This is a genomic window from Treponema sp. UBA3813 (assembly GCA_002368605.1).
Classification (GTDB): Bacteria; Spirochaetota; Spirochaetia; order Treponematales; family Treponemataceae; genus Treponema_D.
This window is the reverse complement of the sequence record DFEB01000038.1, coordinates 68210-88403: the sequence shown is the minus strand read 5'-3', so window position 1 is coordinate 88403 and position 20194 is coordinate 68210. Positions and strand designations below refer to the sequence as shown.

Genomic DNA, 20194 nt, shown 5'->3' with positions numbered 1-20194 from the left:
AGAACAACGATTACTCGTCGAATGCCATTGACTTTTCGTCATCGAGATTGTTCTCGTTCTCGCCATCTTCAACTTCGTCCTCGTCACGCTCATCTGCGAATTCGTCTTCGAAGTCAGCAAGGCTTCCAGTTTCTTCAAGTGTTGAGTAATCCTCTGCTTCTTCTTCGTTGACTTCCTGATAGAAGAGGATTCGAGAACAATAGGGACAGAAGAGAATCTTCTCACCGTCACGAACTTCGTTCGCAAACTGACCAGGAAGAATCATCTGACAACCTGTGCAAACACCATTTCGAACGGCAACAATACCCTCAGAGTTGCGCTGAATAATACGCTGGAATTTATAGACAATTTCCTGATTGAGACCAGGAATAATTTCATCTTCTTGTTTTTTAAGACTCTCAAGCTGATTTTTATAGCTCTGAATCTGATCAGAAAGAGCAGCCTTGCTCTCATTCAAATCATTTTCCTGAGAAGAAATCATTGCCTCGTCAGCCTTAAGAGATTCGTCAAGTTCAGCAAGTTTTTTCTCTTCGCGCTGCAAATCTTTTCGGACAGAAGCTTCTTTTTCGGTGGCTTCAGAAATCTGCTTATCCAAAGCCTCGTACTCACGATGAGAAGTGATATTGTCCATATCCTTTTCACCTGACTCACGAGAAGCCTCGGCTGCAGAAAGTTCCTGCTTAAGTTTTTCAACTTCAGCCTTTACTTCTTCATAGCTTTTATTTTTTTCGATATATTCTTTTTTGAGACGAGCAAGAAGCTCATCCTGTGAATCAAGCTGCTTTGGAGAAGACTCGATTTTCTTTTCCAAGTCATATTTTTCGACCAAAACATCCTGCAACGATTTAAGTTTGTCAAAAACTTCTGTCATTTCCATAATCAAAAGACCTCAAAAAACTCGGAAAATCACCAAAGAAAAGAGAATTCCCGATTATTTTATCGCAAAATTATATAAAAAATAGCCGTTTATGTCTATTAGACAACGGCTATTTTTCGATTTTTATTACATTTCGATGTAGTCACGAAGCCCGCTGGCACGACGAGGATGTCGGAGCCGACGCAAAGCCTTCGCCTCAATCTGTCGGATTCGCTCTCTGGTAACATTGAAATACAAACCAACCTCTTCCAGTGTAAGGCTGTATCCATCCTCAAGACCAAAACGCATTTTCAGAACCTCCTGCTCACGAGACGGCAATGTATTAAGCACGGTTCTGAGCTGTTCCTGCAAAAGCGTGTATGCGGTCTGATTTGCCGGATTTTCCACATCTTTGTCCTCGATGAAATCTCCCAGCTGAGAATCTTCCTCTTCACCGATTGGAGTTTCAAGGGAAATTGGCTCACGGGCAACATTCTTAACCTGCTTGACACGGGTAACCGGCCAACCCAGCTGCTGTGCAATTTCTTCGTCGGTAGGCTCCCGACCAAGCTTCTGCATAAGCTGACGGCCTTCCCGCACGACTTTGTTAATCTGTTCAATCATGTGAACAGGAACGCGGATAGTCCGCGCCTGATCCGAGATTGAACGAGTGATTGCCTGACGAATCCACCATGTAGCGTATGTCGAGAATTTATAGCCCTTACGGTACTCAAATTTCTCGACAGCCTTGATAAGACCGATATTGCCTTCCTGAACAAGATCAAAGAACTGCAAACCTCGGTTGGTGTATTTTTTGGCAATGGAAACTACCAGTCGCAAGTTAGCGTTGATAAGCTTATTCTTTGCCTTTTCAAGCATTTTTCGACCGCGCTCAATTTCATCTGCCATAGAAAGGATTTCTTCGACATTATTCTCGAAATCGTACTCCATGCGGCGAAGCTTGCGATCTATCTTCTGAATCTGCGTGTAAATATCGCGAATCTCATCACTTGAAAGCCCCAACTCATTCTCAAGCTTGACAGCCTCAGAGTGAATGGCAAGGCGACGACCAAGGCTTCGGAGTTCAGCAGGACTTGAAATGCGAAGCTCCCGCATCTTATGCTCCTGCTTGTGACGGTACTCGCCGATTTTCTGAGTAGCCTCAACAAATTTTGCGCTGAATTTTTCGATTTCTTCAGATTGAATGTCAATTTTCTGCAATTCAGGCAGAATTTTTGTCCGAAGTTCGATAATCTGCTCATTATTAAAGATTTCGCGAGACTGATTTGCTTCAAAAAGCTGTTTTTTGAGATTCATGTAGACTTTCATATTCTCTTTGCAAGCCTTAAGATTCTCACCATAACAGCTTTTAAGACGACGCTTTTCCGCCTGAGCCTCGTTTATTTCCTTACGGGCTTTTCCGGGCTCATGGGGATCGATTTTAGCAAATGCTTTCTGGCAGATTGCGAAGAATTCAGGAATCATCATGCCGGATTTTTTAATAACATCCTTAATGATATTCTCGCCGTCTTCCATCTGTTTTGAGTATGTAACTTCCTGCTCTGCCGTAAGAAGCTTTTCTTTGCCGATTTCCCGCAAATACAAACGGATAGGATCATCTACATTTGAATCTTTGTCACCGTTAACAAGACGAGTTGCCGCAAGTTCATCCTCACTCTCACCAACGCCTCCGACATCATCTTCGTCATCAAGAAGATCATCCTCATCGGCATCAGCATCATCGTCAAGGTCAGTGTCCTCTTCCATGACCTGAATGTTGCTCTGGGTTAAAAGTTGAAGCACATCTTCCATTTTCGGGGAATTAACAAAATCCTGTCCCAAGATTTCGTTGATTTCATCCCAGGAAACAATCTGCTTATCTTTCGCATATTCTAAAAGTTTCGCAACTTTAGGATCCAACTCCTGATCCATATTCCAGTCCTTTTTTATTTAGTTTTTCGTCAATGCGTTTTTTTTCTTCAAAAAGCTTTGTCATCAATTCTTGGTTTGCAGGAAGGCTTAACTGCGACTGCAATACGCCCATTTGTTCAAGGATGGATTTTTTCTTCCGCTCAAGACTCTGCATCTCAAGCCATTCAATGCTGTCCGCAACAGACTGCGCCGTATACTGAGAAAATTCCCCTTTGGAAACAGACTCAGTGATTTTTTGTTTTATGCCATCATGTTCACAATGACTGAGCACCGAAACAAAAGACAAATCTCCCGCCTTGTAACACTCCTTCAGAATCAAGAACAAAGTTCTTGCGCTCGGATTTTCGAAATCGCTTTCTGTCAAACGGCTCTGCATCAGCTCAAACTGATTGGTATCGGACAAAACTGCCAGGACTGCGCGGAATTCAGCGTTTACTACAACCTGATCCTGAACCGGCGCACGGCTTTCCGTTGGTGTATTGAGAGTGCGTTTTTTTACATCTTCACGATTATTGAAATCCCTTTTTATTGCCTCAAGGGAGATGTTTAGCGTCTGTCCCAAGAGAACCAGACTTGATTCCTTCTGTATGTCGGTCTGTAGCGCATCAATATACGGGAAAAATTCAAGTGCGAACTTGGATTTTCCCTCTGGAGTATCCTTCTGGTACTTTTGCGACAGAAAACTCAACAGATAATCACTATCTAATATAGCGTTATTTACTTCATTTGTCAAGGTTTCCGCCCCGAAATTTACCATAATTTCCGCAGGATCTTTAGCATTATGAAGGCGGATTATTTTAACCGTAAGACCCTGCCGCCTGCACATGAGAATCGCCCGCTGAGTCGCAGCCTGCCCTGCCCCGTCAGAATCAAAGGAAAGGAGAATCGTGTCAGCAAAGCCCCGGACAAGCTTAATCTGATCATCGGTAAGGGCCGTTCCCAAAGGAGCGACGGCATAATTGATTCCGCACTGGTGATAAGCGACGCAATCCATGTAGCCCTCGCAAAAAATAACCTTTTTGTTTTCTCGGATAGCATTTTTCGCAAAATTGAAGGCATAAAGGGTCTCGCCTTTTTTATACTGAATCAAATCGCCTGAGTTAAGGTATTTGGGGGATTTTTCAGGATCTCCCCGCAAAAAACGGCCGCCGAAAGCCACCGCCTGCCCCCGCCTGTCAAAAATCGGGAACATAAGCCTGTCAGAGAAAAAAGCTATATCCGGGTATTTTTTACTGAAAAGACCTGAATTTGCCAAAAATTCATCGCTGAAATTCTTGCTTTTGAGGAATTTCTTGAGCCATTGGCGGTCAGCAGGAGAATAGCCCAGCTTAAATTTCTCGATTGTCTCCATTGAGATTCCACGCTTGGTTATGTAATCCAGAGCGAATTTTCCGGCCTCGGTTTTTACCAGCCCGTAATGAAACATATCAGCTACACGGTTATACAAATCGATGTAGAGTTCTTTTGAATTATCAGGCTTTTCGGCACCAGGAACAAAATTATTTGAATACCTTACCTCAACGCCAAATTTTCGGGCAAGCAGTTTAAGCGCCTCTGGAAAACGGATTTTTTCCATTTCCATGACGAATTTTATCGCATCCCCTCCCTCATGACAGCCAAAACAGTAATACATATTTTTGTCGGGGGTAACGGAGAAAGATGGAGTTTTCTCATGATGAAAAGGACAACAGCCCCACCACTGATTTCCGCGGTTCTCAAGCTGAACATAATCGCTCACCACGGAAACAATGTCCGCCGCAGAAAGAACAGCGTCTTTAGTCTCCTGAGATATGATTCCATCCATGCGCTCTTAATTCCCCGATTTTTTCGTCTTGAACTGAGTGCCAGCCTTTACATGGGCATTAAAGGATTTTGAAAAAGTATGACTTCCAGCCCCAGCGTCCGTAAGCGTAAAGTAAAAATATTCTGTCTCAGGAGGATTTGCGGCCGCATTAAGGGCGACAAGCCCAGGATTTGAGATTGGCGACGGAGGAAGGGCCGCCCATTTGTAAGTGTTGTAGGGGCTGTCGATTTTCAAATCATCATAGGTAATCACATCAGGATGAGGCTTCCCCTGAATCTCCGTAATGATATATTCGATTGTAGCGCATGAATACAAACCAACACCAGCATCAATCCGATTTCTGAATACACTTGCAATCAGAGGCGCCTCATCGGCAACACGATATTCCCGTTCAACAATAGAGGCAAGAACCAGCGTCTCATAAAACTGAGAAGGCGATTTATCAGTAAAATAAGGGATTTCTGAAATCCGATCAAAAAAAGCTTCGACCATAAGCAGAAGAACCTTCTCGGCTCCCATCTTTGGAGCAAAGAAATAAGTGTCAGGAAACAAAAACCCCTCAAAGGAATGAGACGGAATTTTGTATTTCTCCAACAAAACCTGATTATGACAAGCCTCAATAAAATCTTCCGCAGAGCAAATTTCATTTTTTTCAAGAAGAGCGGCAATTTTTCGGATTGTAAATCCTTCTGGAACGGCAACCTTAACAGAATCTTGCAGTCCAGACTCAAGGATCCCCATAATCTGATAAGCATTCATTGAGGAATTAAGGCTGTAATAACCAGACTGAAGAAGCGGACTCTCCTTGCGAAAGGAAAGCATAGGAAAACGAGCCGCAATATAAAAGGCACGATCAGAGCGAATAAGACCATTATCAGCAAGGATTTCCGCTATTTTTGCGACACTTGCGCCAGACGGAATCTCAACCCGCACCTCTTTTGCCTCGTTTTTAGAATCGGGAGCTGAAATCGAAACACGAAAGGCAAGGACACAAGCGAGAAAAGCAAGCAGCACGCAACCAAAACAGGAAAGAAGAAAAGATAAAAAAGTATTTTTTTTATGTTTAGTTTTTTTCATGAGTAGAATGCTTCAGCCTCGTCTATAGACATGGAATTGTAAATCGCACGCTCAATCTTCATCGAAAAATCAAGAAGTGCATCTGGAATTTGCTCCTGATTATTACGAAGCAGGCGGGCAAGAATTTTTATCTCACTTTCGTTGAAATGATAATCAAGCGAAAGAGAAGTTTTTTCTGAAAAAGAATCATTCGTCATAATGTAAGTCCAAAACCCTCGCGGGCTATATCGATTTCCAAGGATTCATCTGAAATATAATTAGCATACCATCGGGCAGATTCAAGAATAGTATTAAGTTTGCGGTCATCATAGGTTGGCTCATGATGAAACATGTACATTTTTTTAATTTTCCATGCCACCGCAAAATCAATTGCATAGCAAAAAGCAGAATGCCCCCAATTCGCCTTACGAAGAGCCTCTTCCACAGTATACTGAGAATCTATGAGCATGATATCCGCGCCCTCAAAGACGGAACCTCGCTCTTCACCAGAAACAAAATCCTTAGTACCGAGCTCAACATCTGTCGCATAAACAAATTTTTTGCCACCCTCAATAACAGCATAACTGTAAGAATCCCCAGGATGAGACATTTTCGTACAAGAAACCAACGCATCACCGATTTTTATAAATTGCCCCGGAACAATATGGTGAAAAACGAAATGCTTTTCGACAGCCGAGAAATCAACAGGATAAAAAGGAGCCACCATTTGACTTTTTAAGTAATCTTTCATTTTAGGAAATGGCGAATAAACCTCAATAACTATATTAGGATTGTATATTGAATCAAAAAACGGAAGACCTTGTATATGATCCCAGTGAAAATGTGACATGAAAAGATGATAATGCTTATCAGCCGGGGGCTCAGAAAACTTACCCATAACCCGCATACCAGAACCAGCATCAAAAACAATTTTTTCGCCATTACTAAGGGTAAGCTCTACACATGGAGTGTTTCCACCGACAGTTCCCGAAATCCACCATGGCAAAGACTTGACAAAACTTTCTTTTGCGGCATCGGATTGTATATCCTCAGGCTTTATACGCTGAAGAGCCGCGATAAGCTTTGTGCGAACCTGTTGCGATGATAACGGAGTCGGAATTGATCCACGCACTCCCCAAAAATCTATATTCACTGATGTGGCTCCACCCGTTCTGTCAGCAAAATTTTAATAACCGACGAGAAAAATCTGTTACAGTATAACCCTTTTATGCTGTTTTTGTCAAAATAATTCACCCGACTGCAAGCATTTCAAGAAAAACAGCCCATTTTCAAGCAAATATTTTAAAAATAAAAAACGGCCTTAGGAAGCTAAGACCGTTTTTTTTGCTGTTGGGGAGTGAGGGACTCGGACCCCCGAACCCGAAAGGGAGCGGATTTACAGTCCGCCGCAATTGCCGCTATGCGAACTCCCCGAAATTAAGCTGCTTGTAGGACTTGGACCCACGACCCCGAGATTACAAATCACGTGCTCTACCAACTGAGCTAAAGCAGCAAACTTCCTAACAGAAGTGTTTCGGAATGTGTGTAATATTATCTAGAACGATAAAAATTGTCAATACATAAAATATATTTTTTTTGATTTTTTTTATTTTTTTGCAAAATCAGGTCTAAGCCTCTCCCCTCCATTTATATAAACCGGAACAGGAATGGCATTTTCGTCCATGTAAACCGTAATCATAACGCGAATCATCTTTTCAGGAGATGCCTTAATTTTCGGCTCTTGAGAACAAAAAAGAGGAATTGAAGAAACATCAAAGTCACTCTGCCCTTTGCGAAGTGCCGCCGCAGGATTGAGCGCATCAAGGTCTTCAGTCACCGTAAACTGAATTGAAACAAAATCCTTTGCGGAAAGATTATTTTCCCTAAAAAGCCTGAGGCACATTTCGCAGACACTACCCCGGATTGATTCCGCATTATTTTCAGCGCCAGTTGCACCGCGAATCGCAAAAAGTCTTTGTGACATTTCCTACTCCTATCTCTTTTGCACGAGTGATTTTTCTGTTAGAATATCAAGAAGTATATATTTTTGGCACGGACGATTCAAGAAACATGAGAGAAGAGAATCCACAAGAAAAAGAAAACATAAATCTCGAACAACCCGAAGATCTCGAAGAACTTGAATCCATTCCAGAAGCTGATGATAAAGCCCCTGAAAGCACAAAACCTAGAGCCCAAAAGGAACCGGGCACCTTCCAACACAAAAAATCACGGAGACTGCCCCCGTTACTTCGTCTCACACGACGAGCCACTGTTTTCCTATCACTCACACTTATCGCAACGATTATTTTTTTCGTTACCGGGAACAAGCAAACATTTCTGGATTCAAATCTGAACATGATTTTAAAAATCATCGCCTTAAACGCCATAGCTCTTGTTTTTTTCAGTCTCGCCGCTGTCACAGAGTGCGTTTTTTACACCATCAAAAGCAAAAAAATCAGGCTAATCATCCATCTCATCTGCTACACACTTATTTTTCTCCTAAGCCTTGCAATTTCAATCCTCTCCCTAACGATAAATTTACTTTCAGAAGGAATCGATTTCTGATATAATGCGCCACATGAAATCCATTCCGATTCCTGAAATACTAAAAAAAGTAAACGAAATTTTTGAAGAAAAGGGATTTGAGGCCTATCTGGTCGGCGGAGCCGTCAGGGATGTGCTTTTAGGTAAGCCAGCCAGCGACTGGGACATCACCACCAACGCGAAGCCCGAAGACATGATTCGTATTTTTCACCGCGTCATACCCACAGGAATCGCCCACGGAACGGTCACAATTCATTTCATGGGAAAGGAAATCGAGGCCACAACTTTCAGGAGCGAGTCAGGCTACTCCGACGGCAGACACCCGGACAGCGTGAGTTTTAACGCCACCTTAGAAGACGACCTTTCCCGCCGGGATTTTACGATGAACGCAATCGCCGCATCCCTAAAAGACGGCAGAATCATAGACCCCTTTGACGGGCAAAAAGACATAAAGGCAAAAATCATAAGAACAGTCGGAAAGCCAGAGGAGCGTTTTTTAGAAGACGGACTCCGCCCAATCCGGGCCTTGCGCTTTTCAAGTCAGTTAAATTTCAAAATCGAAGAAGCGACCTACGAGGCAATCAAAGAGAATCAAATTCAGGAAAAGATAAAGTCAATCTCCATGGAGCGTTTCCGGGACGAATTCGAGAAAATCCTTCATTCAGAAGAGCCGTCCCTCGCCCTGCGCCGCATGGAAGAGACAGGAATTTTAAAAATCTTCATCCCGGAGCTTACCGAATGCAGGAACTGCTCTCAGGCCGATATACGAAGCTATCATGTTTTTGACGTACTTGACCACAATCTCTACGCTTGTGACGGCGCGCCAAGGGAAAATCTCACCGTGCGTCTCTCAGCCCTTTTTCACGATGTAGGAAAAGTCCAGGCAAAAAGCATTGAAAAAGTGGAATATCCGGCCGGGTCAGGAACTTTTGTTGACATCATTCACTTTTACCGCCACGAACTCTACTCAGCACAGCTCGTGCGCCCTATCCTCACCCGCCTCAAATTTCCCAATGCCGTCATCGACTCGGTTGAGCATCTTGTGGAAAACCACATGTTCCATTTTGAGGAAAGCTGGTCAGACGCGGCAATCCGCCGTTTCATCGTAAAAGTTCAGCCTGAATATTTAAATGACTTGTTCGACTTGCGCCTTGCTGACATGTACGGAAAATACCGCAGGAAGCCAGAGCCAGGAAGCGACGGAGTAAAAAAACTGGTAATTCTGCAGAAGCGGGTCGAAGAAATCCAGTCTCAGGAAAACGCCCTCTCCCTCAAAGATTTAGCCGTAAACGGAAAGGACTTGATTCAGGCGGGAATCCAGCCCGGAAAAGGCCTGGGAGCGATTCTAAACGAGCTTTTCCAGTGTGTGCTTGATGATCCGCAAATGAACGAAAAAGAAAAATTGCTCACCGTAGCAAAAAATATTGCAAAAAAATCATAACTTTTCGATTTAGGCTGTTGACATTTTTTCTCCAATGATATATATTAAGTACCGTCACACGACAACATGCCGGTGTAGCTCAGTTGGTAGAGCAGCAGACTGAAAATCTGCCTGTCGTTGGTCCGATTCCAATCGCTGGCATTCTTGCGGCAGTCATATAACGGCTCATTATCTCAGCCTTCCAAGCTGATGACGAGGGTTCGACTCCCTTCTGCCGCTTAAATCCTTGCAGAATAATAAAATATTCCGCAAGGATTTTTTTTATTTTAAATCAAATTTTTCTTCTGTTACCACTTGTGTTACCAAAATGTGACCAATATAAATCGTTACTCTTAGAGCAAAAAAAATCCCGCCTGATAAGCGAAAGTAAAAAAAATCGCTCACAGCGGAATTTTTCGTTTTATTAATTAAGAAAAGCCTATTTTTTTTCGACAAAGCCCTTCTTTTCAAGATAATCAAGAATCATCTCCACAATCACTTCCGGAGTACGGGTGGCCGTGTCGATTTTAAGGTCGGCGAATTCGTACTCATTGTTGTCGATTTTGTAAAGTTTCATGTAGCGCGCGCTGTCCTCACGGTCACGCATCGCCGTGAAGTTCTTGATTTGCTGCAAGTCCCCGCCCTCACGGTTGAGGATTCGTTTTGCGCGGGTGTCGTCGCTTGCGATGAGATAAACCTTCACATCAGCTTCTTTTAGCATCCAGATTGCAAGCCGGCTGCCCAAAACGCAAGGCTCGGCCTGAGCAAGGGCAACCTGATGTGTATCAACGGCGACATCATAGCTGTCATCATTCTTTGCGTTTTCAATTACCTGAGCAAGAGTAAGCCCCTTTTCTGCCGCAAGCTGGCGGAAAGTGTAATTTATAAGCTTGATTCCGAGCTTTTCTGCAAGCATTGTAGAAACAGTTGTGTTTCCGCAGCCCGATTTACCAGAAATAGCCACCCTAAGCTCTTTTTTCAAATTGTATTCAGACATAATTTCTCCTCTCTATTCCACATTTTTGCTCTGCTCGCGGATGTTTTCCAGGGCATCTTTTGCGTTTACCACCATGGCTCCCACTTCCGTGAACTGATTCTTGCTTCCGATTGTGTTGATTTCCCTGTTTGCTTCCTGACAGATGAAGTCAATCCGCTTGCCTGGAACAGGATTATCGCTGAACTCCTTGCGCAATGCGGCAAGATGGCTGTGAAGGCGGATGATTTCCTCATTGATAGTGTACTTTACCATCATGGCCGCCACTTCCGTCATTATGCGGTTTTCGTCCACGCTGTCGCCCAGAAGCTCCTTGAATCTCGTTGTAATCTGCTCCCGGAACTTCTCTTCCATTTTGGGCTGCCACTCCTTAAAGAAAGCGGCGCAGGAATCAAGGGTATCGAGTTTTGAAAGCAGGTCTTTTTTAAGGTTCTCGCCTTCCCGCTTGCGGTCGTTTATAAAGTTCTCGAAGACCTCATTAAAAACGCCCTCGATTTTTGACCAGTAAGTGTCGGCATCGTAGTCGTGGGTGATGTTGAGAACCCCTTCCTGACCTACGATAAGCGAAAGGGGGACATCCTCAGGCCTTCGTCCAAGGGCAAGGGCAATCTGACCGATGGCCTCGGCGTACATTTTCGCCGCCTGAGGGTCTGCGGTCACCTTTGCGGTTGAGGCCATATCCTTGACGCGGATTGTCACATCCACCTTGCCGCGGACGATTTTCTCTGAAACCAGCTTCCGCACCCTTGCTTCAAGTGGATTTAGAAAGTAAGGAAGATTTATGTTCAAATCAAGAAAGCGGTTGTTGACGCTCTTGATTTCGACGCTGATTTGTGTGTTTTCTACGACGGATTCCTTGAACCCGTAGCCTGTCATGCTGTTCATTTTTTCAGTCTAGCATAAAAAAAGAATAGATAAAAGTAATTTTTTGAGTTAAACTATTTCTTAAGAATGATTCAACAATTTCATTCTAAATTTTATTCATCGAGGTGTTTTTTATGAAAAAACTTTTGACTTTGGCAGCCATAGCCGCGATCGGAAGCGCGGCATTTGCCCTTGATCTGGGAGAAATCAACGGAACATGGCAGGATTCCAAGTACAACGCAAACTGGAATTTCGCCGCAGACGGAAAAATCGTTCTCTCTGATTCAGTGACAGGCGAAACATACTTCACTTTCACAGACTCTAATACCCAGAATTTCAAACTTTCTGGCGGAGCAAGCGGAGCCACAATCACATTCGACTGTGCAGAGACCCACCGCTCATACAGATTCAACAAGCCACTCTCTCTTGGAACTGACTTGAAGATGACCGTAAACCCGGACTGGACCGACACTGATTACGAAACGACAATCAAATTCCAGAAATAAAAAAGTCCCAAAAAATTGCTACTTGAGACATCGGGAGGGGGAGAATCGCTTCGCTAATGAGTTTTGCTTTCGATTTTCATCGAGGTCAGCAAAACTCACTTCCCCCTTCCGATTCCTAACTGCCCATTCCTAATTTCTAATTCTATATCTCCATGTTCATCACATGGCGCACTTCAAGCAGGGTCTTCTCGGCGATTGCCCTCGCCTTCTCAACGCCCTCGTTAAGCACTTTCCTGATAAGCTCCGGCTGCTTTTCAAGCTCGGCTCGTTTTGCGCGCAATGGCCTCAAATGCTCGTTCAAGGCTTCCGTGAGGGTATTTTTGAGCATTCCGCCGCCGCCATCCCCAATTCTCTCGGCGATAGCCTCCGGGGTCTCGTCGGTGCAGAGGGAAATAATCCGCAAAAGATTCGCGACTTCAGGCCGCTTTACCGGGTCGTAGGTAATATGCCTGTCCTGGTCGGTCTTTGCCTTTTTGATAGCCTTTGCCGTCTCGTCCTCGGTGGCAGAGAGCATAATCGTGTTTCCCAGGGATTTTGACATCTTTGCGCTTCCGTCCAGTCCCATAATCATCGGTGTTTTTGAAAGAAGGGCGTGAGGCTCAGGGAAAATCGGCTCGCCTCCCTTGCAGAACTTGTTGTTGAACCTTCTGGCAATCTGGCGGGCAATCTCAAGGTGAGGAAGCTGGTCTTTTCCAACGGGAACAACATTTCCCTTGCAGAAAAGAATGTCAACGGCCTGATGGACCGGGTAAGTGTACATTCCCGCATTCAAGGGAATCGAAGACTTGGCCATCTCGTCCTTTACGGTAGGATTACGGTCAAGGTCGCTCTTGGTCACCAGCGTGAGGAATGGAACCATAAGCTGGTTGGCCTCAGGAACATGGCTGTGAGGATAAATGCAAACATTTTCCCCCGGCTCGATTCCGGCCGCAAGATAGTCGATTACAAGCTCTTTTGTGTTCTGGCTGATTTTGTCGAAAGCGTCATGGTCGGTCAAAACCTGATAATCCGCAATCAAAATCATTGTTGGAACGCCCAGCTTCGAAAGGCGGACACGGTTTTTGAGCGAGCCGAAATAATGCCCTATGTGAAGGCGGCCAGTCGGTCGGTCACCGGTCAAAACCCGGTATTTTTTCGGATTGACGGCGATGTCTGCCTCAATTTTCTCGCTCATGCGCATGGCCTCAGCCAAGATTTTATCTGCATTTGTTTCTAATTCTACGTTGGTATCTGACATAAATTCCTCTTCTGAATGCAAGGATTATATCAGAATCGGTCGCTTTTATCCATAAGAATTTTCAGGCGCGAATCAACTGACCACCGCCCTTCCGCACTTCGGTAGCCCTCATTCCTCCGCTTCGCTGCGGAACGCCTTCGGCGGTGCTACACGGCGGCGCGGGCATTTTCTAAAAAAAATAAAATTCACTCGCTTAAAGAAAGCCTAATCATTATAATTTTCCATCATGAAAAAACTCCCTTCCATTCAAAAACTGGAGTCATGGATTGACTCATACCTCAACTTCGAGAAAACCCCCAAAAAGAACATTTTCTGGCTGGACACCATGCGCTTCTTCTGCGAAAAATTCGGTCATCCCGAAAATTTCGCCCCCTGTTTCCATGTAGCCGGCAGCAAGGGAAAAGGCTCAGTCTCAACCTTTATCGCCTCGATTCTGGACGAGGCAGGCTTTAAGACAGGCCTTTACACTTCCCCCCATATTCTAGATTTTATCGAGAGGGTCTCAAGTCCCAACGGGCCTTTTGAAGAAGAGGCCTACGACAGGGCCGTTCAGGAAATCATGGACGGCGTTCAGTCAATCAGCCAGGAGGAGCTTCCGGGGCAGAGGCCAATCACCTGGTTTGAGCTTGTCACCCTTTTTTCATTTTTAGTCTTCCGGCAGGCAAAAGTTGACTACTCTGTTTTTGAAGTAGGCCTTGGCGGGAGGCTGGACTCAACGAATATCGTGAACCCAAAGGTTTCGGTTATCACCCCCATAGAGCTTGAGCACACGGAATTTTTGGGCGACACTCTTGAAAAAATTGCCTTTGAAAAAGGCGGAATCATAAAGGAAAACACGCCCGTCGTAATTGCCAGACAACAGCCGAACGTTCGGAAAGTTTTTGAAAAAATAGCCTCCGAAAAGCATGCAACGGCTATTTTTATAGAAGACACAATCGAAAACCTTGATTTTAAGATAAAAAACATAACAGAATGTATAAAAAATAATACAATTTTAACTAACGGTAATTCAGATTTTCATAAGAATTGTATAAAAAAATATACATCTTTAGAAAATCAAAACATTTTACCATTAATGAGCGTTAGTTTTTCTTCAAAAATCTTCTCTCGGCCTGTAAAAACTACCTTACAGTTGTTGGGTAAATTTCAGGCAGAGAACGCGGCGCTGGCAGCGATAGCCGTAAAAACAGTGCTTCCGACCATTAGTGAGGAAGTTATCGAGCGAGGGCTGGCAAAAGCAAAACTCCCTGCCCGCTTTGAGATTCTTGACCCCCCCCTGATCGTGCTGGACGGGGCTCACACGGTCAACAGCGTGACTTTCACCATGGAAACGATGAATCAAGTCTTCGCGCCCTTTAGCCACAGGATTCTCCTCTTTGCCTGCGCCGCCGACAAGGACGCAAAAGACATTGCCCCACTCTTCAAAAATCAATTTGATGAAATTTTCCTCACCAAGCCGGGAAATGTAAAGCAGTCGGATTTAGGCAAACTGGGAGAAGCCTTCGAGCAGGCAGGCCTTTCATACGACCTTAACGAAGACTTTAAGCTTCAAATTCAAAAGGCGATAAAAAAAGCCCGTGAAGAAGAAGCATTGCTCCTTGTCACAGGCTCATTCTATCTCGTCGCCGAAGTGAAGAAGATTTTAGCCGATGTAAACTCTCGGAACCCTTTTTGAGATTCCGCAGGTGATTTCGTAGGAAATCGTATTTGTAGCGCGGGCAATCTCCTCCGCGCTCTGAAGCGCCCCGCTGTTCTCAGGGCCGAAAATTACCGCGTCGTCCCATCTCTTTACATCGCTCTCTTTGCCAAGGTCAATCATGCACTGATCCATGCAGATTCTTCCTCGGACAGGATAGGGCTTTCCTCCGATTGCAACTTTAAGGCCACTGCCCTCCCGGCCATCGTTCGTCTGGTTGAAGCGGCGGAAAAGTCCGTCATCATAGCCGATAGGAATAACGCCGATGTCAGTCTCCCTTGAAGAAGTCCATGTGCGGCCGTAAGAAATAGAATGCCCCACGCCGAATTTTCGGATTGCCACGACTTTTGAGACAAGAGCCATCACAGGCTTTAAGTCAATGTCCTCATTTTTTGATTCAAAATATTCTTTTGTTAAATCGCCGGGATAATAGCCGTAACAGATGATTCCTGGCCGGCACATGTCCAAGTGCATTTCAGGATTGTTGAGAGTAAGGGCAGAATTCGCACAGTGACGTATTCCGGGATCGATTCCCAGTTTTTTTACCTGCTCAGTGGCAAATAAAAATCGCTCAAACTGATGTTTTGTGTACTCAATGTCGTCGGCATCAAGGGAGTCAGCTACAGAAAAATGAGTGCACATGCCCCCCAGCTTCAAGACTTTGGTGTCCTCAATCATCTTGGCGTAATAGGCAGATTCTTCCGGCAGACAGCCGATTCGCCCCATTCCAGTGTCCACCGCAAGATGAACCGGGAAATCTTTTTTTCCAAGACGGAGGCAGGAAACGGCTATTCCGGTGATATACTCCTCATCAAAAACAAGGGGTGTCAAATCATGCTCAACGAGAGAGTCCATTTCATCTGGCGAGCAAAGGCTTAAAACGAGAATCGGGCACTTGATTCCCGCCTCGCGCAACTGGATTCCTTCGTTAATAATGGAGACGGCAAAATAATCCACTCCGCACTCAAGGGCAACTTTCGCGCACTGAACCGCCCCGTGACCGTAAGCGTCGGCCTTGATTGCCACGCACATTTTTGAAGGCTTTTTTATTTTTGAGCGGATAAGGTTAAGGTTATGCCGCAGATTGTCAAGATAAATTCGAGCTATTGTTGGTCTCATTCTCTCATTCTATTGACTTGGATTTTTTTGTGCAACAACGAAGTATTTATCTTGTAGAATTCTAGCTTTTATTCTATAATATTCTATATTTTTTTTTACTGAGTTTAAAAAGTAATTGAGAGGAATTTTAGAATGAAATCTACCATCAAAACGGGGATTTATATTGCAATTGCGACATCACTGGCTTTTTCATGTGCATCAAATCCAAAAACATCGAATAATTCAGTTGCGAATGACTCTAATTCCATGAGCACTGAGCTTCCTTCAGCCGCAGATTTATACTCTGACAAGGCAAACTCTTCAAAAATAACCGTTCTCTCATCTCCAAAAGAAACAACAAAACTTAAAAACTTTTCTTCACCCTATGTTATTAAAGTAGAAGATTCTCTGGGAAATGCGGTCACAGATTTTGAAGTCACCGTTGTTTATCCTTCATCTCGCAAAGACGGAAAAATCATATATGGTGAATCTACAATTGTCACAAATTCAGAAGGAAAAGCAGAATTCACTCCTTCAACGCCAGAACACTCATTCAACTCAGAAATTCGTTTCTTTCCAAAAGGCGATATTTCTGACTCTCAAATCAAAGAAACGGCAAAGGCAAATACAGTCAGCGCCGCTTACAAGGTTCAGACAAATCTCAAGTCAGCGGGCGGTATAATTGCCCTCGTTGACTTTAACCAGAACGGCAAGGCAATCACATCAAACCCTGTCTCATCTTCAAATCTTCTCATGACACTGATGAAGCTGGGTTTTACAAGAATCGGAAACATTGACCTTACAAATCAGGTTATTGCCGGAGACGATGCAAAAATTCGTGCAAAAGCAAAAGAAATCGTTGGAAGCACTTCAAATTTTCTTGTCTACGGCACGGTTAAGATTGATTCCACGGCAAAAACCGCCGATGGAACGGCCTACACCCTCAATGGAAACATTAAGTGCATGGACTTAAAGTCTGGTGAAATCACTTTCGCCGCAACAAAAGTCATCACTGTAAGCGATAAAAACGACTGGAACGCGCTCGACAAGGCGCGAAAAACACTCGCATCAGACTTCGCAAACGAGATTAAATACGGAATATAGCAATGCTTAATGCATAATTCAAAATGCTACATTAGAAGAGGAATTATTTATGATTTATACAGACACAAGAGACAAATCTGTTAAGACTGACTTTAAAACTGCCGTTATGAGTGGCATGAACGAGAAGACAGGCGGATTATACATCCCTGTTGAATTTCCCAAATTGCCTTCATCTTTCATAAACAAAACCCCGGAGCCTTCATTCCGTGACATCGCCTTTGAGATGGCTAAGCCTTATGTTGAGGGCGAAATCCCGGACAATGATTTAAAGGCTATCATCGCAGACGCCTATCCATTCACGGCTCCAGTTGTTCCAGTGGATAAAGTTTCATATATCCTTGAGCTTTTCCACGGCCCGACTTGCGCTTTCAAGGATTTCGGAGCGCGATTTATGGCCAGAGTCATGTCATATTTCAACAAAAGCGAGTCTACTCCCCTTCATATTCTCGTTGCCACCTCTGGTGACACAGGAAGCGCGGTTGGCTCTGCCTTCCACAATGTTCCGGGGCTTGATGTTACAATTCTCTATCCGGAGGGAAAAATTTCTCCCTTGCAGGAAAAGCAGCTCTCAACCTTCGACGGAAATGTCCGCGCCCTCAAAGTAAAGGGAACTTTCGATGACTGCCAGAAATTAGTCAAAACGGCCTTCACAGACAACGAATTGCGAGCAAAACTCCGCCTTTCATCAGCAAACTCAATCAATATTTCACGGCTTTTGCCACAGAGTTTCTACTATATGTATTCATCTCTGGCCGTGCGCGCTCGAAGCTGGGGCGACAACAAAATCGAAAATCCTGCTATTATCTGCGTGGTTCCAAGCGGAAACTTCGGAAACCTCACATCAGGTCTTATCGCCAGGGAAATGGGTGCGCCAATCACTGGTTTCGTAGCGGCAACGAACTCAAACCGTACAATCCCTGACTGGATTGCCACAGGCGACTACAAGGCTCGTCCTTCCGTAGAGACTTATGCAAACGCTATGGATGTCGGTGCTCCTTCAAACTACGAGCGTATTCAGGCAATGTACTCTCTTGAAGAAGTTCGCTCCCTCTTCGCCTCTTACTGGCTTGACAATGACGGCATCATCGGCTCAATCAAGAATTGTTTCGATAAAACAGGCTATACAATTGACCCCCACGGCGCTGTGGGCTGGAAGGCTTGGAGCGATATCCGTCACGGCGGCATGGAGACATTAAAAAACGGCACAAAGAACGATATCACAAAGCCAGGTCTCACGCCAAATCTCCCTTCTTGGGCAGAAAAGGTCATCAAGAAGGAAGCTGTGGGAATTATCCTCGAAACAGCTCATCCTGCAAAATTCGGCGCAACAGTTCAGAAGGCAACAGGCCAGTCTCCGCTGATTCCAGACCGCTTGGAAAAAGTCATGAAACTCGAAGACAAAGCCATCCCTATGAACAACAACTACGAGCAGTTCAAAGACTGGCTCCTGGCTAATTTGTAAACAAATTTTTCAATTCATTTGCTAAAACAAAAAACGGCTTCCCGTCGGGAACGCGCCATCAAACATCGCAGTGAGCAAAGCTCAGGCGAGTTTGTGTCGCAACCCCGACTCCAGCCGTTTTTTGCATTTATAACCTTTATAAAATTTTTTTACATCTCAGCGTATCTTTGAACTTCATCTTCCAGATGCTCGATTTTTATGCCGACTTCCTTAAACATTTCCAGACTGTCGGCTTCATCGTGGTAGTGCTTTTCGCAGACAACCCGCTTGATTCCGCAGTTGATTATGAGCATGGCGCAGGTGCGGCAGGGAGTCATCTTGCAGTAAACGGTGGCTCCGTCAATGGGGATTCCCCTCTTTGCGGCCTGACAGATTGCGTTCTGCTCGGCATGTACTGTGCGCACGCAATGCTGGCTGACCGAGCCGTCTGAGTGTAGCATTTTCTTCATTAAGTGGCCTACTTGGTCACAGTGAGGAAGACCTGCCGGGCTTCCCACATAGCCCGTCACGAGGATTTGGTTGTCTCTGGCAATGACGCAGCCGCTTCGGCCACGGTCACAGGTGGCTCTTTTCGCGACAGTGCGGGCGACTTCCATAAAGTATTCGTCCCAGGTGGGGCGGATGTATTTTTCTTCAGAATTTTCAATAGACGAACTTACATTTTTTTCAGACATATAATTCAGTATAATAAATATCAAAAGTAATTACAGTAAATTTACAAAAAAAAATCGGAAATTTCTTTGCCTATCTTCTCATTCCATATTAAAATATATTAGATTCACAAATTAAAATGGAGAATTATATGAAAATCACAATCAAATCATTTTTTGTCGCTGCACTTTTTGCTACAGCCCTGGGCGGGGCATTTGCAAAACCTAACGGAATTGACCGAATCAAACGAGCTGGCACAGTCACTGTTGGCGTAAAAGATGATGTTCCAGGATTTGGTTTTCAAAATAAAACAACAAAAGAATATGAAGGCCTTGAAATTGACCTTGCAAAGGCCATTGCAAAGCAAATTCTCGGCAATGAATCAAAAGTAACATTTGTAACCGTAAATGCAAAAAATCGAAGCGCATTCTTAAACCAAGAACGAGTTGATATGGTTATCGCCACATTCACTGTCACAGAAGAACGAAAACAAAACTATGATTTTTCAGATGTCTACTACACAGATTCAGTGGGCATTATGGTCAAAAAAGCATCTGGTATCACTTCCTTCAAAAATCTTGAGAACAAGAAAGTCGGAATAACGCAAGGCTCGATGACGACAACGACAATCAAAAACGCAGCAATCAAGGAAGGAGTATTCCTTAATGTCGTAACTTATCCATCAAATCAAACCCTCAAAGATGCCCTTGATCACAATGAAATCGATGCTTTTGCTATCGACCATTCAATTCTTCACGGCTATATCGATGACTCTGTCACAATTCTTCCTGAGCATTTTGACGAGATGATGTATGCGATTGCAATCAAAAAGGACAACACTGCCGTTACAAAACAGGTAAATGAAGTCATCAGAAATCTCATAAAAACAGGCGAGCTTGATAAACTTCTGGCAAAGCATGGCTTAAAATACTAAAGCCAAAAGATTTTGAAAAGCAGGTTGTTCACACAC

Annotated in this window: 19 protein-coding genes and 4 tRNA genes; 9 read left to right on the top strand and 14 right to left on the bottom strand. The window is 44.2% G+C overall.

The features are described 5' to 3' along the window. Window positions 1–10: 10 nt before the first annotated feature. The 9 genes from B2089_RS06890 to B2089_RS06850 all read right to left on the bottom strand — a co-directional run bounded on the left by B2089_RS06890 (window position 11) and on the right by B2089_RS06850 (window position 7632). Complete coding sequence (locus B2089_RS06890) at window positions 11–877, bottom strand: zinc ribbon domain-containing protein (protein WP_296322279.1); 867 nt, start codon at window positions 875–877, stop codon at window positions 11–13. A 126-nt stretch (window positions 878–1003) separates the two neighbouring features. Then, window positions 1004–2788 (bottom strand): RNA polymerase sigma factor RpoD, encoded by a 1785-nt coding sequence (gene rpoD / locus B2089_RS06885; RefSeq protein ID WP_296322282.1) that lies wholly within the window; start codon window positions 2786–2788, stop codon window positions 1004–1006. Further along, complete coding sequence (dnaG, locus tag B2089_RS06880; RefSeq protein ID WP_296322294.1) at window positions 2766–4592, bottom strand: DNA primase; 1827 nt, start codon at window positions 4590–4592, stop codon at window positions 2766–2768. Before dnaG ends, rpoD begins: the two co-directional genes overlap by 23 nt. 6 nt (window positions 4593–4598) lie before the next feature. Then, the gene (mltG, locus tag B2089_RS06875; protein WP_296322297.1) at window positions 4599–5669 is read right to left on the bottom strand and encodes an endolytic transglycosylase MltG; all 1071 of its coding nucleotides are present in this window, start codon (window positions 5667–5669) and stop codon (window positions 4599–4601) included. Continuing rightward, complete coding sequence (locus tag B2089_RS06870) at window positions 5666–5866, bottom strand: hypothetical protein (RefSeq protein ID WP_296322300.1); 201 nt, start codon at window positions 5864–5866, stop codon at window positions 5666–5668. Before B2089_RS06870 ends, mltG begins: the two co-directional genes overlap by 4 nt. After that, complete coding sequence (locus tag B2089_RS06865) at window positions 5863–6801, bottom strand: MBL fold metallo-hydrolase (RefSeq protein ID WP_296322306.1); 939 nt, start codon at window positions 6799–6801, stop codon at window positions 5863–5865. Before B2089_RS06865 ends, B2089_RS06870 begins: the two co-directional genes overlap by 4 nt. 198 nt (window positions 6802–6999) lie before the next feature. After that, a tRNA-Tyr gene (locus B2089_RS06860) sits at window positions 7000–7081 on the bottom strand. Between the two features lie 7 nt (window positions 7082–7088). Next, window positions 7089–7161 (bottom strand) — tRNA-Thr (locus tag B2089_RS06855). Window positions 7162–7254: 93 nt separating this feature from the next. Then, a complete protein-coding gene (locus tag B2089_RS06850) occupies window positions 7255–7632 on the bottom strand; it encodes a chorismate mutase (RefSeq protein WP_296322309.1) in 378 nt (125 codons plus the stop codon). Between the two features lie 86 nt (window positions 7633–7718). On the opposite strand from B2089_RS06850, the gene B2089_RS06845 reads away from it, so the two are divergent. The 4 genes from B2089_RS06845 (at window position 7719) to B2089_RS06830 (ending at window position 9852) form a co-directional block, all read left to right on the top strand. Continuing rightward, complete coding sequence (locus B2089_RS06845) at window positions 7719–8213, top strand: hypothetical protein (RefSeq protein WP_296322312.1); 495 nt, start codon at window positions 7719–7721, stop codon at window positions 8211–8213. Between the two features lie 13 nt (window positions 8214–8226). Beyond that, window positions 8227–9633 (top strand): CCA tRNA nucleotidyltransferase, encoded by a 1407-nt coding sequence (locus tag B2089_RS06840; RefSeq protein WP_414717865.1) that lies wholly within the window; start codon window positions 8227–8229, stop codon window positions 9631–9633. 68 nt (window positions 9634–9701) lie between these two features. After that, window positions 9702–9774, top strand: a tRNA-Phe gene (locus B2089_RS06835). 5 nt (window positions 9775–9779) lie between these two features. Next, window positions 9780–9852 (top strand) — tRNA-Gly (locus B2089_RS06830). A 199-nt stretch (window positions 9853–10051) separates the two neighbouring features. Here B2089_RS06830 and cmk read toward each other — a convergent pair. Both cmk and B2089_RS06820 read right to left on the bottom strand, forming a co-directional pair. After that, window positions 10052–10609, bottom strand: a complete 558-nt coding sequence (gene cmk, locus B2089_RS06825; RefSeq protein ID WP_296322326.1) for a (d)CMP kinase — start codon at window positions 10607–10609, stop codon at window positions 10052–10054. 12 nt (window positions 10610–10621) lie between these two features. After that, window positions 10622–11491, bottom strand: a complete 870-nt coding sequence (locus B2089_RS06820) for a YicC/YloC family endoribonuclease (RefSeq protein WP_296322329.1) — start codon at window positions 11489–11491, stop codon at window positions 10622–10624. A 113-nt stretch (window positions 11492–11604) separates the two neighbouring features. On the opposite strand from B2089_RS06820, the gene B2089_RS06815 reads away from it, so the two are divergent. Beyond that, a complete protein-coding gene (locus tag B2089_RS06815) occupies window positions 11605–11976 on the top strand; it encodes a hypothetical protein (RefSeq protein WP_296322331.1) in 372 nt (123 codons plus the stop codon). 142 nt (window positions 11977–12118) lie between these two features. Here the strand turns inward: B2089_RS06815 and trpS are convergent, their stop codons facing one another. Further along, window positions 12119–13213, bottom strand: a complete 1095-nt coding sequence (trpS, locus tag B2089_RS06810; protein WP_414717864.1) for a tryptophan--tRNA ligase — start codon at window positions 13211–13213, stop codon at window positions 12119–12121. 226 nt (window positions 13214–13439) lie between these two features. Between trpS and B2089_RS06805 the strand changes: the two genes are divergently transcribed. Further along, a complete protein-coding gene (locus B2089_RS06805) occupies window positions 13440–14888 on the top strand; it encodes a bifunctional folylpolyglutamate synthase/dihydrofolate synthase (protein WP_296322334.1) in 1449 nt (482 codons plus the stop codon). Here the strand turns inward: B2089_RS06805 and alr are convergent. After that, a complete protein-coding gene (alr, locus tag B2089_RS06800; protein ID WP_296322337.1) occupies window positions 14856–16028 on the bottom strand; it encodes an alanine racemase in 1173 nt (390 codons plus the stop codon). The two genes, B2089_RS06805 and alr, sit on opposite strands and share 33 nt — an antisense overlap. Window positions 16029–16160: 132 nt before the next feature. Between alr and B2089_RS06795 the strand changes: the two genes are divergently transcribed. Together B2089_RS06795 and thrC are read left to right on the top strand one after the other, a co-directional pair. Continuing rightward, window positions 16161–17111: a hypothetical protein gene (locus B2089_RS06795; protein ID WP_296322340.1), complete on the top strand. Its 951-nt coding sequence runs from the start codon at window positions 16161–16163 to the stop codon at window positions 17109–17111. Window positions 17112–17160: 49 nt separating this feature from the next. Then, window positions 17161–18573: a threonine synthase gene (gene thrC / locus B2089_RS06790; protein WP_296322343.1), complete on the top strand. Its 1413-nt coding sequence runs from the start codon at window positions 17161–17163 to the stop codon at window positions 18571–18573. Window positions 18574–18722: 149 nt separating this feature from the next. Here thrC and B2089_RS06785 read toward each other — a convergent pair whose 3' ends face one another. Next, on the bottom strand, window positions 18723–19247 hold the full coding sequence (locus B2089_RS06785) for a deoxycytidylate deaminase (protein WP_414717863.1): 525 nt from the start codon (window positions 19245–19247) through the stop codon (window positions 18723–18725). A gap of 128 nt (window positions 19248–19375) precedes the next feature. Here B2089_RS06785 and B2089_RS06780 point away from each other — a divergent pair, with 128 nt between their 5' ends. Then, window positions 19376–20158, top strand: coding sequence for a transporter substrate-binding domain-containing protein (locus B2089_RS06780; RefSeq protein ID WP_296322345.1), 783 nt, complete (start codon window positions 19376–19378; stop codon window positions 20156–20158). Window positions 20159–20194: the final 36 nt, after the last annotated feature.